Origin of the sequence: Deinococcus piscis, from assembly GCF_014653275.1 — a bacterium.
GTDB lineage: Bacteria > Deinococcota > Deinococci > Deinococcales > Deinococcaceae > Deinococcus > Deinococcus piscis.
Map to the genome: position 1 here is coordinate 76,347 of NZ_BNAL01000008.1, position 15,718 is coordinate 92,064.

The window sequence follows — 15,718 nt, forward strand, 5'->3', positions numbered from 1 at the left end:
CCAGCGCCTCAGCTCTGGGGCTTCTGCGCTTCAGCGGGAGCCGGGGCCGCTGGGGTTCCCCCTGCCAAGTCAGAGAGAGTGCTGGCGTACTCCAAGAATCCCATCTCTTCTTCGTCGCCCTCGCCAGCGGCTTCTTCGCTCAGTTCCCGCAGGGCGGCAGGCAGCTGCGCCAGGACGATATCAACCGTGCGCTCGGCCTGCTCGTCCAGTGAAAGATGGTCCAGAATAGGCACACCCTGGCGCTCGGCCATCCGAATCAGATACTCCTGGAGGCCGCGAATCTCCTGAAAATTCTGTAGATAACGGCTCTCAGGCCGTGCCGACGCTTCTTTTTCACGCCGGGCAAAGCGGGCGCGGTGTTCGTCCTCATCGGGGATGGTCAGCAGCACCGGCACCACAATGGCGTTTTTGGTCAGTTGCTCATCCAGGAATCCGGGAACCAGATGCACGCCCTCGGCCACCAGGTCGGCATTTTCGTGGATCAGCCGCCGGGCAATGGCATTGAGGCCCACCGACACCTGCCGCGCCTGCTCGCGGAAGCCGATTTCCAGCGAGAGCCGGTCCGGATGCTCGGGGCGCTCCTCGCCGGGCGGAAGCAGGTATCTCCAGGCCTGAAAGGTGCTGGTGTGCAGCGCTGGCATCAGCTGCGGCGACACCATGGCCCGCATCACCTCGCGCACCGAATCGGTATTGATGATGCGGGGAATGCCCAGGCGGTACGCCACTTCGGACGCCAGGTGGGACTTGCCAGTGCCCGACACCCCGCCGATCAGGACCAGCAGAGGCCGGGGCAGGTGCCGGATGGACCGCAGCAGGCCATAACGGGCACTGACATGCTTGCCCGCTTCATCGCGCAGTCGGCGCTGAACCATGCGGCGAATCTGGGCGCGGGTTACCACCCGGTCTTCCTGGCCCTGCAAGTCGCGCTGCACGGCGCGGGCCAGGGTGCGGGCCGCGTCGGGGGCAGCTCCGGCGGCCAGCAGCGACTGCATCAGGATGCCCTTGCTGAAGGGAATCGGCTGAACGTCCTGCGGACTGTCGGTGCTGATCACGCCCACCCGCCCCTGGTGGTTCAGGATAAAGCGGTAGGTCCGTGCAAAATGCTCGCCGTAGTTGCGGGTCAGCACCTCGGCGGCGTAGTCCTGCAACTCCTCAGCACTGACTTCACGCAGTCCTTTTTCGCGCAGGTAGAGGTCCACCTGCCGGGCCGCTGCGTAGGCTTCTTTGGTATCCAGCCCAGTGTCGTCCAGACGCCGTGCCAGCACTGAGCGCGAAAAAGGCAGCTTGCCACTCGCCGAGCGCACCTGAATGTCCTGAAAAAATGGGGTCTGCTGCGCCACACGGCGTGCCAGCGGACGGCTGCCTTGCTCTTTGGTCACGCGCACCAGCAGTGCGTGCAGGTCCTCAGTGCGGATGGGGCTCAGTTCGTGGTCGCGCAGGAACTGCTCCACATGCCGGGCGATGCTGGCCGCCTCCTTGCGGCTGGCTCCAGCGTGGAGCAGGGTGCGGATCAGCAGGCCCCGGCTAAAAGGCCAGGCGTGCTTGGGTGGTCCCACCAGCAGCTCTAAGGGTTCCTTGCGGGCGCCCTTGTCCGCTTTGTTCTTTTTGTTGGACACCTTGTTGGGCACCTGCTTTTCCTCTCTGGTCTTTGGCGCTCCCTTCTCCAAGCCGGGTGGGCCGCAGTGGTCTTGTGGATAGAGGCACTATAGCGGCCTGAGCTGGTTTAGCGTTTCAGAGCCCCGGTCAGCAGCAGGTCCAGCGACAACCGCAGTTCGTCGTGCAGGCTGCGCCCAGTGCCGTAAGCGCTCCAGCGCAGTGCGACCAGCAAATAGGTGTCGGCAATCAGGTTGCTGATCCGCGCCAGGCTGAGGTCCGAGCGCAGTTCGCCTGCATCGTGCAGGGGCCGCAGAATCAGTTCCACAACGCCGCTCAGGCGCAGTGCCCGGTAAGCGGTCTGGGCCCGCTCAGGGTTGGGGTTCATTACCTCATAGGCCAGCGGCGGAAACAGGTCGCGCTCCTTGGTGTTTTCATCGGCCAGCAGGGACCAGATGTCGTACAGCACGTCCAGGGGCGGTTGACCCCTATCTAGTCGGCGGCCAGCCTCGGCCTCCAGGCTCTTGACCACCAGGCTGCCGTAGTCAAGCAGCACAGCTTCTTTGTACGGATAGTAGTTAAAAAAGGTGCCGCGTGAGACTCCACTGGCGCGGGCAATCTCAGTCGCCGTGGTGTTCTCAAAACCGCTTTCCTTGAATAGAGCGATGGCGGCCTCGTAAATCTCGCTGCGGCGCCGTTCCTTTTGGCGTTCGCGAAGGGACAGTTCCATGAATGGCTGACAGCATAGCGCGTGGCTGCGAATCTGGGCGGCCTCCCCCGGCGCAGGCGGGAGATGGCCAGGCCTTTATGGTGTCCCTGATGGACTTGAGGTCCTACACCGCAGGCCCTCCATGAGAAGCAACTCTTGGCAAACTAAGTAATGGATGTTACCGTGATTGGGCGAAGTCTTAATCAATCCGTGAAGATTGACCTGGGCAGTGGCCTACACCGAAGCGGCCTATATGCAGTGGACTGCCCCGAAAGCGAGTGAGCCTATGCCGACAACTGCTGACCCATATTCCCTTTCTGGTGTTCGACTGTTCCGTGCCCTTCTGCTTGGGCTGGCCTGCTTGGGCCTTGGCAAGGCCACTGCTCAGCAAGTCCTGCCCGACACTGCTCCGCAGCACCTGGTGTCGTACAACGAGGTCAGTGTGCAGCGCGGCGATACGGCCTACAGCTTGGCCCGTGAATACGGCCTGAGCGTCCCGCAATTGCTGGAGCTCAACGGCCTGAGCAGCCATGATCTGGAAGTCGGGCAAGTGCTGAAGGTGGCGGCGATTGCCCCGCATCAGGTGGTGAAGGGAGACACCCTCTACAGCTTGGCGCGGGCCAGCGGTGTCACGGTAGAAGCGCTCCAGTCGGCCAACAATCTGAGCGACAGCGCCATTGAGGTGGGGCAGTGGTTGGCGATTCCTGCCGCGCCCCGGTCCCAGCCCATGCCCGCCGCAGCGTTGGCCGCCGTTCCGGCTTTCTCGGTCACGCCGTCTCCTGCGGCTCCGGACGTTGCAGGGCCGGAAGCGGGGAGTGACGCCCTTGGCTGGCGGCGCAATGCCCTGGCGATGCTCAACACCCCTTACGTGTATGGCGGCAACTCGCCGTCTGGGGTGGATTGCAGCTCTTTCGTCGTGCGGGTGTTTCAGCCGCTGGGTCTCTCGCTGCCCCGCACCAGTGCCCAGCAGGCGCGGGTCGGCCAGCCGGTGGCCCGCGCCTCGCTGCGTGGCGGCGATCTGGTGTTCTTCGATACGGTGGGGCGCGGCGGTGTGACTCACGTGGGCATCTATCTGGGCGACGATCAATTCGTAAATGCCAACTCCTACTATGGCCGCGTGGTGATCGACAAGCTGGAGAGTGACCGCTACTGGTCGCCCCGTTACCTGAGTGCCCGCCGGATTCTGGACAGCGGCACCTTGGCCCAGCTGAACAGCGGTCTACAGGTCGCGCTGCGTCCAGGCGGAGCCGACTGAGCCCTGGCCCGCGCCTCAGCCTGGTGCGCTGAGATCAAGTGTGACGGATAGAGGCAGTTGACAAAGGGCTGGACGCTTCTGCTATGAGCAAAGCGAGTGCGCCACGCCCGCAGGACGGAACATGGAGTGCTCTGAGAGCCTTTTCTGCAGAGCACTCCATATGGGCTGGTAAGTCTGCGCGGCGGTTTGCACTGTTAGCTGAGCAACAAGCCGGACCAGCGGCACTTTGCATGGGGTACAGCGTTAAGGGATAAAGCATAACGGGATGGAGGTTTCGAGCCCGGGTAACGGGTAAATGGTAAAACTTCCTCAATACGTTAGGTCCTGAGAATGGACTGTGTATGGGACAGCTTTTCTCGTGTGCTGACGAAGACCCAGAGCAGCCGGGCCCGCTGCGAGCAGCCTACAGACGCGCCCTCAAGTCAGCCCGCTGCTCCTCCTTCTTGCCGGATGACAAGACACGGGTATGATTTCCTGGCAAAAGCTCGGCGTATGGTTATACAAATGTGTGCTTGGCGCGGCGGTTCGGCTCAAAAGTGTGTGGCTTTTCATCTGTAAAGTTCGCAGATGGGCGCGGGTGGTTCGTGGACACTCCCCATATCCACTGCTACTATGCGGCTTGAGATTGGTTTCCCTCACATATTTGGGGGAAACGGGGGTTAAAACAAGAGTGACCCCTTTGGCCCTACAGTGGCCAGCGGTCAGCTTTTCTACTTTACTTCCCTGCTGCCTAGCAGCGCCCGAAAGGAACAACCATGCATCTATCCCCACTGCGTATCCAAGGCGGTCATCCCCTTGGAGGAGAGTTGGCTGTCCAGCCTAGCAAAAATGCCGCCTTGCCCATTTTGGTGGCCAGCCTTCTGAGTAGTGAGCCGGTGACTTTGCATGGCATTCCCCGGTTGAGCGATGTCTATACCATCCTGGAGCTGGCCAGCCATGTGGGCGCGCGCCACGCTTGGACGGGGCCCAACAGCCTCACCATCCACACGCCCGAGCTGCTGCACACCGACGCGCCATACGCGCTGGTGAGCAAGATGCGCGCTTCGTTCATCATGATGGGTGCGCTGCTGGGCCGGGCCGGTGAAGCCACGGTGAGCATGCCTGGCGGCTGCGCGTTTGGGTTCCGGCCTGTAGATCAGCACGTCAAAGCATTCCGTGCCATCGGGATTGATGTCACTGAAGAGGGCGGTAACTTCCAGGCCAGCCGGGGCGCGAACTTTGGTGGACGCTTTGTGTTTGAGATGTTGACCGTCGGCGGCACCCACAACGCCATTCTGGCTTCGGTGCTGGGCGAAGGCAGCCATGTCACCCTGGAAAATGCGTCAATTGATACCGACGTGGTGGACCTGATCGGCTTCCTGAACTCGTTGGGTGCCGACATTCGCGGCGCGGGCACCAACACCCTGGACATTTATGGCGTAAAAGCCCTGCGCGGAGGCGAGTACCGGGTGATTCCTGACCGCATTGAGGCGGGCACCTTTATGCTGGCCGCCGCTGCCACCCGCAGCCGCCTGACGCTGACCGACCTGCGCCCCGACCACGTCCGCTCCCTGAGCAGCAAGCTGGAGGAGATGGGCGTGCAGATCACCGAGAGCGCTGACTCGCTGGTCGTGGACGCTACGCGCGGCATCTTGCGCCCGGTAGATGTGACCACCCAGAGCTATCCCGGTTTCCCCACCGACCTGCAACCCCAGATGAGTGCATTGCTGGCAACGGTAGACGGCACCAGCATCGTGCAGGACCCGGTGTACAAAGACCGCCTCACCCATGTGGCCGAGTTGCAGCGCATGGGGGCCGACATCAAAGTGAGCGGCTACACCCAGATTATTCGTGGTGCTCACCTGCGCGGCGCACCAGTCAAGGCCGCCGACCTGCGGGCAGGCGCCTCCCTGTTTATTGCGGGTCTGACGGCTGACGGTGAAACGGTGATTGACGGCGTAGAGTACCTCAACCGTGGCTACGAGAACCTGGCAGCCCGCCTGCGCAGCATCGGCGCGGATGTCCACCAGCCTGAAGTCAACCTCGCTTCTGCGATGGACTGAGCGCTGCCCGTACTCAGGGGCAGCAGCTAAGAGAGACCATTTAAGGAAAAGGACCGCGTCATTAGAGGAGGCGGTCCTTTCCTGATGCTGGATTGATTCTGCCTAGGCTGATTCTGCTTAGTGGGCTGCTGCCGCGCTGCCCCGCACAGCTTCGGCGGCGTCGGTCCAGGGCATGCCGAAGGCTTCGGCCACTGGGCCGTTGGTCAGCTGTCCGGCGTAGGTGTTCAGGCCGGGCAGCAGCGAAGCGTTGCGCTGCAGCGCCTGCACGCCATGCTCGGCCAGGCTGAACACGTAAGGCATGGTCTGGTTGGTCAGGGCCAGGGTAGAGGTGCGCGGCACAGCGCCGGGCATGTTGGCAACGCCGTAGTGGATGATGCCGTCCACCACATAGGTCGGGTCGTCATGGGTGGTGGCATGAATGGTTTCCACGCAGCCGCCCTGATCCACGGCCACGTCCACGATGACTGCCCCCTCGGGCATCAGGCTCAGCATGTCGCGGGTGACCAGATGCGGCGCTTTGGCTCCGGGGATCAGGACCGCGCCGATCAGCAGATCAGTCTGTGGCAGCAGCTCGCGCAAGTTGGCTTCGCTGCTCATCATGGTGGTGATGCGCCCAAAGAACACATCATCCAAGTAGGCCAATCGGCGCTGCGACACATCCAGAATCGTGACGTGAGCGCCCAGGCCCATCGCCATTTTGGCTGCGTTGGTGCCCACCACACCGCCGCCCACGATGGTTACGTTGCCGGGCTTGACGCCAGGCACGCCGCCTAGCAGCACGCCGCGTCCACCCACCGGCTTTTGCAGATGGTAGGCACCAGCCTGCACGCTCAGGCGTCCAGCCACTTCACTCATGGGCATCAGCAGGGGCAGGCTGCCGTCGCTATGCTGCACGGTTTCGTAAGCCACTGCCGTGGTGCCCGCCGCCAGCAGTGCGTCAGTCAGCGGGCGGTCAGCGGCCAGGTGCAGGTAGGTGAACAGCAGCAGGTCGCTGCGCAGGTAGCCGTACTCACTGGCGACTGGCTCCTTGACCTTGACCACCATTTCGGCGGCCCAGGCGTCGGCAGCCGTGCCCAGCTCAGCTCCAGCCTGACGGTAGGCGTCGTCGCTAAAGCCGCTGCCAACGCCCGCGCCCGCTTCGACGGTCACGCGGTGCCCACGGCGCACCAACGACTCCACGCCGCCGGGGGTCATGGCGACCCGGTTTTCTTTGACCTTGATTTCCTTGGGGAGTCCGATATGCATAGTCTGTCCTCTCTGGGGGCGCGGAGGCCAGGCCGGTCCATCCGGCGCTGCGCGGGCCAGCCCGGCCTATAGGCCCTGGCCGACTTTCCGTCCCTGATGCTTGAAAGATGACGCAATCTTAACCCTTCATCTCCCAAGTACGATTGCGCTTGCGGCCCGCCACTTCCTGGTGGGCGCAATAAGACTGCGTCAGGCTGCTAAAATTCTGTCAAATATGGCTTCATTGCAACTGGACGAAACCGATATCCGCCTGCTGAACATCCTTCAGCGCGATGGCCGCATTGCCAACACCGAGCTGGCTGACGAAGTGGGTCTGACCCCTGCCCCCACGCTGCGGCGCGTGCGGCGGCTGGAAGAGGCCGGGCTGATTCGGCGCTACGTGGCGCTGCTGGACCCGGAAATGATTGGGCGCGGCTTTCTGGTGATGGTGCGGGTCACCCTGTCGGGGCAGACCAAAGCGGGCTTTGAAACGTTTGGAGAGCAGATGCGCCGCCGTCCCGAGGTGCTGGAATGCTACTTGTGCCTTGGCGGCACCGATTACTTCCTGAAAGTGGCGACCCGCGACCTGATGGAATACCAGCGCTTTTTGGTGGATGTGCTCGCGGCCAACCCACTCGTGCAGCACACCGATTCCATCCTGGTGGTCAAGCAGGAAAAGCAGACCACTGCGCTGCCGCTGGAGTGAGCCCAGCACAGGCGAATATCTGACCAGATGGCCTGGAGCCAGCCGCGGGGCCGTAAAATGGCAGCCATGAACAAATTGGTCTGGACCTTGCCGGTGCTGCTACTCGCCTCCTGTGCTCCCATGCAGCAAGGGATGCAAGAGCAGCATGACGCTCCCCCCCAAGCCCACTCTCAGGTGCCTGCCCCAGCGCAGCAAGATGGCAGCTGGCAGGCACTGCCCTATCTGGCCCCGCAGCGCACGGTCACCTTTGCCCGCGCGGAGCAGGTGACTGAGCCGGGCAAGCAGTACCGCGCCGTGCTGAACACCTCGCGTGGTCCGATCACCCTGGAGTTGTATCCGGACAAAGCTCCACAGGCGGTCAATAGTTTCATCTTCCTGGCCCGGAATCACTTTTATGAGGGCACCCGCTTTCACCGCGTGATTGACGGCTTTATGGCGCAGGGCGGCGACCCCCTGAGCGCTGACCTGGCCCAGCAAGCCGAATGGGGCACGGGCGGCCCCGGCTACTCGTTCCGCTACGAGGTGGACAGCGGCCTGACCTTCAATGAAGCCGGTGTGCTTGGTATGGCCCGCAGCGCCTCGCCCGACTCGCAGGGCAGTCAGTTCTTTATCACCCTGGCTCCGGCCAGCTTCCTGAATGGGCAGTACACGGTCTTTGGCCGGGTGGTGGAAGGTATGGACGTACTGCGTGCCCTCACCAAGACTTCAGCCAGTGGGCCTTACGGCGAGCAGCCGATTGCTGGGGCTCAAGCCGACGTGCTCAGCAGCGTGACCATTCTGACCCGCTGAAGTTCGGGTGCGGCACGCATTTTTGACAGGGGAGAGGGGCCTGCGCGGCTCCTCTCCCTATACTTGCACCATGAAGTCCAAGCACCTGCTGGCCGGTCTGAGCGCTGCGGCGCTGGCCTGGGCCTACCACCAGCGCAGCTATCGCTACCGCGACCCGGTTCGCTTGCCGCCTGCGGGCGCTGGCCTGCTGTCCCCGGCAGATGGCCGAGTGGCTTTTGTGCGCCGTACCGAGGATGGCTGGCAGCTAGGTGTGGCCTTAGACTCGCTCAGCGTGCGGTATGTCTATGCGCCGCAGGACGGGACCGTGCAGGCCCTCACGCGTGAGGACGCCCACTTGCCGGAACAGACTCGCCCCGCCGATGGCCTGACCCTGACTTTTGGGAACGACTTGGGTGTGACCCTAACTGCACCTACTGGACGCCTACAAGCCCGCACCTATTTCAGTGCGGGTCAGCCGGTGCGCCAGGGTAACAAGCTGGCCTTTTTGGAGCGTGGTGAGCGGGTGGTGCTTTCCTTCGGGGCAGGCTTCCGCCCGGTTGCCCGTGTGGGCGAGCGTGTGACCGGAGCGCAAACGGTGGTGGCCCAGCGGTTTGCTGACATCCGTACGGGCTGACTGGCGCATGTGGCCGCACTTGGCAGTCATCACCGCTGGCCTGCGACCACGCCCCGCTGCTGTGAATGATGCTCTGAGATTGGCCCCCACGGCCCGGCAGGCGCTCAAACAGGCGAGCTCCAGCCTCTAAACTTGCAGCATGTCCCGCAAGCCGCGCACCCACCGCATAGACCGCGCTGAGTTCTACGAAGTGACTGGGCGCTTACAACATTACGCCTGTTTCCACTGCCGCAAAGCCTTCAAGCAGCCGCTAGGGTCAGGCGAATGCCTTTGCCCGCAGTGCCGCCAGCCGATGACCAATATGGGCACCGACTTTAGAGCGCCGCCGCAGCGAGACGCAGGGCAGTGGCGCAAGGTTGAAGCATTGGCTGAAGCAGGGGTGGGATTTTTCCCCAGCCATCCTGACGGGTTGCCGGGTGAGGGGCCCGCAACGCTGGCAGAGGTTCCAGCCTTCCTGAGGAGGATTTGCCCGCCCAGCGCCGCAGAGAAGATGCTGGCGGGTAGGCCCCAGCGCTCGCGTGCGCCGAGGGAAGGCAAGCTTGGTGTTCAGGGGCAAGCTCCCCGACAAACCTTTTTCCTGTTCGGAGACAAGCTCATGCAGGGGCAGCAGCTTGAAGTCTGGCACGGTGGCACCTGGCAGCCTGCCTTGCTGTGGGGCCGAAATGGTGCAGGCGCGCCATCACACCTCGTCCTGCTGAATGAAAAGCGTCAGAGCATAGGTCAACTTCCGCTTGACCCGACGCTCCGCCTTCGCTGGCCCCAATAAAAAAGCCGGAGCCATCGCTCCAGCTTCTCCTGGGTGGCACTCAGTTCAGCGCGCCCGTCTCAAAGGTAAATTCCCCATTTTCGTACCCCACGTTCAGCACCGAGTTGTCGGGCACTTCACCACTCAGAATGCGGCGGGCCAGCGGCGTCTCGATCTCGCGGCTGATCGCTCGCTTGAGCGGACGGGCACCGAAGGCGGGGTCGTAGCCGACCTGGGCCAGGCGGTCCTTGGCGGCGTCCGAGAGATTCAGGGTCACGCGGCGCTCGGCCAGGCGGGAGCGCAGGCCGCCCAGTTGGATATCCACGATTTGCCGCAGGTTCTCGGCGGTCAGGGCATCGAACACGATAATGTCGTCCACGCGGTTGAGGAACTCGGGGCGGAAGTGCCCGCGCAGCTCTTCCAGCACGGCCTCACGGATATCGTCCGCCGGTTGGCCCTGCGCCTGCATTTCCAGAATCAGCGGCGAGCCGACGTTGCTGGTCAGGATGATCAGGGTGTTGCGGAAATCCACTGTGCGGCCCTGCCCATCGGTCAGGCGGCCATCGTCCAGCACTTGCAGCAGCACGTTGAACACGTCCGGGTGTGCTTTTTCGATTTCGTCCAGCAGAATCACCGAGTAGGGGCGGCGGCGCACCGCCTCGGTCAGCTGACCGCCTTCCTCGTAGCCCACGTATCCGGGAGGGGCTCCGATCAACCTGGCCACCGTGTGTTTCTCCATGTACTCGGACATGTCGATCCGCACCATGGCGTCACTGGAGTCGAACAGGAACTCGGCCAGGGCTTTGGCCAGCTCGGTCTTGCCGACCCCCGTCGGACCAAGGAACATGAAGCTGCCCAGTGGGCGGCTCGGATCGTTCAGGCCAGCCCGGGCGCGGCGGATGGTGTCGGCCACCGATTCGATGGCCCGCTCCTGCCCGATCACGCGGCGGTGCAGCTGTCCCTCAAGTTGCAGCAGCTTTTCGCGCTCGCCTTCCATCAGCTTGCTCACGGGAATGCCGGTCCAGCGGCTGACCACCGCGGCGATGTCTTCTTCGGTCACTTCGGTGTGGGCGAATTCTGCGCCCTTGAGCTGATTTTCTAGCTCATGCACTTCTTTTTCGAGGCGGGGCAGTTCGCCGTATTCCAGCTCAGCGGCTTTTTGCAGGTCATAGTCGCGCTTGGCCCGCTCAATGTCGGTGCGCACCTGGTCCAGCGCCTCGCGCTTTTCACGCAACTTGCCCACTTCGCCGCGCTCGGCTTCCCAGCGGGAGCGGGTTTCAGTCAGCTCGTCGGTCAGGGTCCGTAGCTGGTTCTCGATGTCGCTCAAGCGGGCGACACTGTCTTGGTCCTTTTCCTTTTTCAGGGCTTCGCGCTCGATTTCCAGTTGCAGCTTGCGCCGCTCCAGCTGGTCCACGCGCTCGGGGCTCGACTCCAGCGCCATGCGCAGCCGGGCCGCCGACTCGTCAATGAGGTCAATCGCCTTGTCGGGGAGCTGCCGGTCGGTGATGTAGCGGTTGCTCAGCTGAGCGGCGGCCACCAGTGCGGGGTCGGTGATTTCCACGTTGTGGTGTACCTGATAGCGCTCCTTGATACCGCGCAGGATAGAGATGGTGTCTTCCACGCTGGGTTCATCCACGAATACCGGCTGGAAGCGGCGTTCCAGCGCCGGGTCTTTTTCGATTTCGCGGTATTCGTCCAGGGTGGTCGCGCCGATCAGGTGCAGCTCGCCGCGTGCGAGGGCAGGCTTGAGCATGTTGCCGGCGTCGGGGCTGCCCTCGGTCTTGCCAGCGCCCACGATGGTGTGGATTTCGTCCACGAACAGGATGATTTCGCCTGCCGACTGCACCACCTCATCAATCACGCCCTTGAGGCGCTCCTCGAACTCGCCCCGGAACTTGGCTCCGGCCAGCAGGCTGCCCATTTCCAGGCTCACGATGCGCTTGTCCTTCAGACCGTCGGGCACGTCGCCCCTCACGATCCGCATGGCAAGGCCCTCGGCAATGGCGGTCTTGCCCACGCCAGGCTCACCAATCAGCACCGGATTGTTCTTGGTGCGGCGCAGCAGAATCTGCATGGTGCGGCGAATCTCCTCGTCGCGGCCAATCACCGGGTCAAATTTGCCGTCCCTGGCCCGCTGGGTCAGGTCGGTGCCGTATTTATTCAGCGCGTCAAACTGCGCTTCACTGGATTTGTCGGTCACGGTTTTCCCCTTTCGTTGTTCGTTTACGGCGCGGTTCAGGTCGGCCTCACTGGGCAGAGAACGGTCATTCATCTCGCCGCGCACAGCCAGCAGCAGCACGTCAGCCGCCACGAAGGAATCGCCCAGCTGTTCCGCCAGCGTATCGGCTTTTTGAAAGGCACGCTGAAGCGCACTGTCCATGTACAGCTGCCCCCCTGCGCCCTGCACACGGGGCAGCTTGGCAAGTTGGGCGTCCAGACTGGCCCGCAGTGCATTCAGGTCAGCTCCGGCCAGCGTCAGGGCACGGGCGGCGGTGTCGTTGTCCAGCAGGGTCCGCATCAGATGCGTGGGCGTGAGCGTTTGCTGTCCGCTGCCCTGCGCCAGGCTCTGCGCGGCAGCAATGGCCTGCGTGGCACTTTCGGTAAATCGTTCGGGATTCAAATTCTTACCTCCTGAGCTCGAAAAATGTAGTGTTTGCTCAATCTGTCGGAAGTATAAAACTTGAGTGTATCTATGTCAAGTTTAGTGAGGCTTTATTCTGGAAGAGGCCGAACGGACCTCTGGGGCAACCGCGTTCGGTTCAGCGCGCCGGAGCGTAGATGGGCGTGTGGACCTTGAGGGTCAGCCCGAGACCTGCGTCCCAGGCCTGGTCTGCCTCTGAGTCCCCCCAGGATTCCAGGGTGATGTGGTGCAGGCCGCGTCTCCTGGCCCGCGCACAGACCCAGGCGAGCATGGCCTCGCGGAGTCCGATCCCCCGCGCCTCCGGGCGGACCGCAGGCGTAGTGAGGCTGATTCCATCTGCTTCTTGCCATACCCGGCAGACGCCCACAGCTGTGCCCTGCGGACTGTAGGCCAAGCAGCCCAGGGTGTCATCCGAGCCAGCTGCGTTCGGCGCGGTTGCTTCGGCAGTGACATGCGTGTGGCCGATCAGGTCTGAGTAGCCTTCCTGTGCGGCCCAGCGGTCTGCCGGGTCGCTCACCTCAGACAGCGGGAGTAGCCGAAAGCCTGTTGGAATCTCCAGGTGAAGTTGTGGCAACGGTCCAGAGCGCTGAAGATAGGCGCTGACCGGGCTCAGTCCCGCGTCGCTCAGCGCCTGCACGGGCCAGTGGGTTTCATCCGCGTAGGCGTACAGCAAGGGCTGCTCGGCCAGTGCCGACCTCAACAGGGCCAGGGCGACTTCTCCGCGTTCCTGCTCGGTCCAGACTCCGCCCATCACTTCTGCCCCATACGCCGGCGAAGAGAAGCGCAGCGCGAGCAACCCCAGCAGCTCGTCCGCACTGTTGCGGGCGGTCCAGGCGGCCCCAAGCTGCGGCGCGGTGGGGCTCAGGTCTTCTTCTGAGCAGCCGTACAGCTCGGCCAGTGGCCTGAGCAGCGATACCGGCGCAGCAGCGCAAATCTGAAAGGGCATGTGCAGAGTGTAGCCAGGCCGCCTCTAGACTTCCTTTTCATACCGGAACACTTCAAAGCCCATCACCCGCTGGCGGTCTACCGTATCGAAGCCGAATTCTGTGTACAGGGCTTGCAGCTTGGGCCGGGTCACGTCGGTGTCCAGCCGCAGCCAGCGGCGACCAGCCGCCCGCGTCAGCTCCTCGGCACGGTCCAGCAGGGCGCGGTTGAGGCCCTGCCCCTGTGCCTGTGGATGCACCGCCAGCTTGTGTAGGTACAGTGCCTCGCCGCGTGGTTTCTCGGCCCAGAACACGGGATCAGGGTCCATCAACACAAAGCAGCCCACCGGCGCTTCACCCTGCCAGGCCACCTGCCAGCCGTCCGCCGGATAATCCTGCGCCAGAGCGTCTACAGTCAGGGTGTCGGGGGGCCACAGCTCCTCATGTCCACGCGCCAGGACGCTGCGGGCCGTGGCCTGAAGAATCAGGGCCGCAGCCTGGGGGTCGCCGGAAGTCCAGCGCAGTACCGGGGCGGAGGAATGGTCAGGCTGCTTGGTCATGACTACCATTGTGCCGCTTTGGCGCTAAGGCGCAGCGAACCGCTCCACACGTCCACCCAGGCGGGTCAGGATTTCGTACTCGGCCATGTCACTCCACGCGGCCAGCTCGGAAATATGCAGCGCATTGCCCTGGGCGTCGTGGCCCCACAGCGTGACCCAGTCACCTGGGCGCACATCCAGCCCAGTCGCGTCCACCATCATATGGTCCATGCAGACCCGGCCCAGCACCGGGCGTCGCTCACCCGCAATCAGCACCTCGGCCTGCCCAGTGGCGCGGCGTGGGTAGCCATCGGCGTATCCAACCGGCAGTGTGGCGATCAGGGTGTCGCGGGTCAGGGTGCTCAGGCCGTTGTAGCCCACCCGTTCACCGGCGGCGGCACTGTGCAGATAGGTGATCCGGGCCTGCACGGTCATGGCGGGAATCAGCTCGGGGGTTTCAATCGGGGGCATCACGCCGTAGCTGCTCAGGCCAGGGCGGGCAAGGTCCACCCCTGGGAGCGGCCCCAGGTTCAGCACCGCAGAGGAGTTGCCCATATGGTGCAGGACGTTCGGAAAGTGGCGGACGACTTCCTGAAAAGTCTGGAACTGTGTCCAGGACAGGGTCTGATCTTCGGCCTCCGCCTCGCTGAAATGAGAATAGATGGCTGCCAGTTGACCGCGCTCCTCAAGCCGCCGGCCAATCTCTACCGCTTCGGCGGGGTCTGCCCCCAGGCGGTGCATGCCGGTATTCACCTTGAGGTGAGCGCGTGCTCCTGGGGGCAAAGCTTCGGCTTCTGCCAGGGTGTTGACCGTGAACTCAATCCCCGCTTCTACCAGCGCCGGCCACTCCTCCGGGAAAGACGCCCCGAACAGCATCACCGGCTTGCAGCAGTGGAGCCCGCGCAGCACAGCGCTCAGCTTCAGGGCCTCGTCCGGAGTCGCCACAGCCATGCCCCACACGGCATCCGACTCGGCAGCCACCGGAGCCACCACCTCTAGGCCGTGGCCGTAGGCGTTGGCTTTCATCGGCCACAGCAGCGGCACTCCGGCCTTGCCGCTCAGGAACTTCAGGTTGTGGTGGAGGGCGCTGGCAGAGATGAGCGCCCGCGCACGGGCGAAGGCAAGCGGAGTGTGGGAAGCGGGAGGCGTCGTCACGGCAAAGAACCTTTCAGGAGGAGCGAGGGCTTCGTGCTGCGCGTTTAGGGAGCGAGTCTAGCGCAGGTATTCTGGATAGGGCCGGGGATAGGCTGAGTGTCCATGACTTGCAAGGCAGAAGGTGTCTCGTCACTAACGGCAATTGCCGATTCTCTCCATCGCCGCGATAAAGCCCTTGGCGGTAAAAACGTAATCTAGCGGCGCCATACCGTCACGCATCACCCGCATGGTGACTTTGGAGCGCCCTCTGACAAAAGCTCTGTAGATTTCCTTCTCGGCTTGTTCGGTAAACCACACCGCTGTCAGGTCGGGGGCATCGTCCAGAAAGGCGGTCTCCGTTTTCACGGTCTTGGGAGCCTCGGAGTCGATGCGGTACATGACATTCGGAGAACGGTTGAGGTAAAAACTGTTCTCGGTCATAAGCGGATTTTTGGTGTTCAGGATGATGTCGTAGCCGCCCTGTCCGTTGCAGAAGACCCCGACAAAAGTGTTAGCTCCGGTGTCGTTGGCCTCGGCAATAGCCAAAGACCCCTGATTGGCATCGGTCATCACGTCCCGCTTGGGAAAGTAGTAGATGGGCTGGCCGGGAATCTGGCCCGCTGCGGCGGCGGTGGTGAGGGCTGCGAGGGCCAGGGTAACTAACAAATGACGCATCCAGGCAGCATAGAAAAGTTCCGGGTGTCATGAGACCAAATTTGCCCAGTCTGTTTGAGAAACATAAGTAGCTTCCGGGTGTAGACTAAGTCATCAGACGACTTGACCCCCAACTGACTCCTGAAGACGA

14 protein-coding genes are annotated in these 15,718 nt (G+C 63.1%); 6 read left to right on the forward strand and 8 right to left on the reverse strand.

Annotation, left to right across the window (positions count from 1 at the left end; translation table 11 throughout):
* Nucleotides 1-8: 8 nt before the first annotated feature.
* Both IE158_RS04935 and IE158_RS04940 read right to left on the reverse strand, forming a co-directional pair.
* On the reverse strand, nt 9-1,628 hold the full coding sequence (locus tag IE158_RS04935) for an ATP cone domain-containing protein (protein ID WP_229838900.1): 1,620 nt from the start codon (nt 1,626-1,628) through the stop codon (nt 9-11).
* 95 nt (nt 1,629-1,723) lie between these two features.
* Nucleotides 1,724-2,323, reverse strand: coding sequence for a TetR/AcrR family transcriptional regulator (locus IE158_RS04940; RefSeq protein WP_189642555.1), 600 nt, complete (start codon nt 2,321-2,323; stop codon nt 1,724-1,726).
* Nucleotides 2,324-2,663: 340 nt separating this feature from the next.
* Here IE158_RS04940 and IE158_RS04945 point away from each other — a divergent pair, with 340 nt between their 5' ends.
* Nucleotides 2,664-3,557, forward strand: coding sequence for a C40 family peptidase (locus IE158_RS04945; RefSeq protein WP_229838901.1), 894 nt, complete (start codon nt 2,664-2,666; stop codon nt 3,555-3,557).
* Nucleotides 3,558-4,312: 755 nt separating this feature from the next.
* Nucleotides 4,313-5,599: a UDP-N-acetylglucosamine 1-carboxyvinyltransferase gene (gene murA / locus IE158_RS04950; RefSeq protein WP_189642557.1), complete on the forward strand. Its 1,287-nt coding sequence runs from the start codon at nt 4,313-4,315 to the stop codon at nt 5,597-5,599.
* Nucleotides 5,600-5,716: 117 nt separating this feature from the next.
* Here the strand turns inward: murA and ald are convergent, their stop codons facing one another.
* Nucleotides 5,717-6,844 (reverse strand): alanine dehydrogenase, encoded by a 1,128-nt coding sequence (gene ald / locus IE158_RS04955; RefSeq protein WP_189642558.1) that lies wholly within the window; start codon nt 6,842-6,844, stop codon nt 5,717-5,719.
* 214 nt (nt 6,845-7,058) lie between these two features.
* On the opposite strand from ald, the gene IE158_RS04960 reads away from it, so the two are divergent.
* The 4 genes from IE158_RS04960 to IE158_RS04975 all read left to right on the forward strand — a co-directional run bounded on the left by IE158_RS04960 (nt 7,059) and on the right by IE158_RS04975 (nt 9,697).
* A complete protein-coding gene (locus IE158_RS04960; protein WP_189642559.1) occupies nt 7,059-7,529 on the forward strand; it encodes an Lrp/AsnC family transcriptional regulator in 471 nt (156 codons plus the stop codon).
* Nucleotides 7,530-7,595: 66 nt separating this feature from the next.
* Nucleotides 7,596-8,318, forward strand: a complete 723-nt coding sequence (locus tag IE158_RS04965; protein WP_229838902.1) for a peptidylprolyl isomerase — start codon at nt 7,596-7,598, stop codon at nt 8,316-8,318.
* 70 nt (nt 8,319-8,388) lie between these two features.
* Complete coding sequence (locus tag IE158_RS04970; RefSeq protein ID WP_189642560.1) at nt 8,389-8,931, forward strand: phosphatidylserine decarboxylase; 543 nt, start codon at nt 8,389-8,391, stop codon at nt 8,929-8,931.
* Between the two features lie 139 nt (nt 8,932-9,070).
* Entirely contained in the window at nt 9,071-9,697 is a 627-nt protein-coding gene (locus IE158_RS04975) for a hypothetical protein (RefSeq protein WP_189642561.1), read from the forward strand.
* A gap of 40 nt (nt 9,698-9,737) precedes the next feature.
* Here the strand turns inward: IE158_RS04975 and clpB are convergent, their stop codons facing one another.
* The 5 genes from clpB to IE158_RS05000 all read right to left on the reverse strand — a co-directional run bounded on the left by clpB (nt 9,738) and on the right by IE158_RS05000 (nt 15,588).
* Nucleotides 9,738-12,296, reverse strand: coding sequence for an ATP-dependent chaperone ClpB (gene clpB, locus IE158_RS04980; RefSeq protein ID WP_189642562.1), 2,559 nt, complete (start codon nt 12,294-12,296; stop codon nt 9,738-9,740).
* Between the two features lie 139 nt (nt 12,297-12,435).
* Entirely contained in the window at nt 12,436-13,263 is an 828-nt protein-coding gene (locus IE158_RS04985) for a GNAT family N-acetyltransferase (protein WP_189642563.1), read from the reverse strand.
* 24 nt (nt 13,264-13,287) lie between these two features.
* On the reverse strand, nt 13,288-13,800 hold the full coding sequence (locus tag IE158_RS04990; RefSeq protein ID WP_189642564.1) for a GNAT family N-acetyltransferase: 513 nt from the start codon (nt 13,798-13,800) through the stop codon (nt 13,288-13,290).
* A gap of 24 nt (nt 13,801-13,824) precedes the next feature.
* Nucleotides 13,825-14,934 (reverse strand): alanine racemase, encoded by a 1,110-nt coding sequence (alr, locus tag IE158_RS04995; RefSeq protein ID WP_189642565.1) that lies wholly within the window; start codon nt 14,932-14,934, stop codon nt 13,825-13,827.
* Nucleotides 14,935-15,066: 132 nt separating this feature from the next.
* Complete coding sequence (locus IE158_RS05000) at nt 15,067-15,588, reverse strand: hypothetical protein (RefSeq protein WP_189642566.1); 522 nt, start codon at nt 15,586-15,588, stop codon at nt 15,067-15,069.
* Nucleotides 15,589-15,718: the final 130 nt, after the last annotated feature.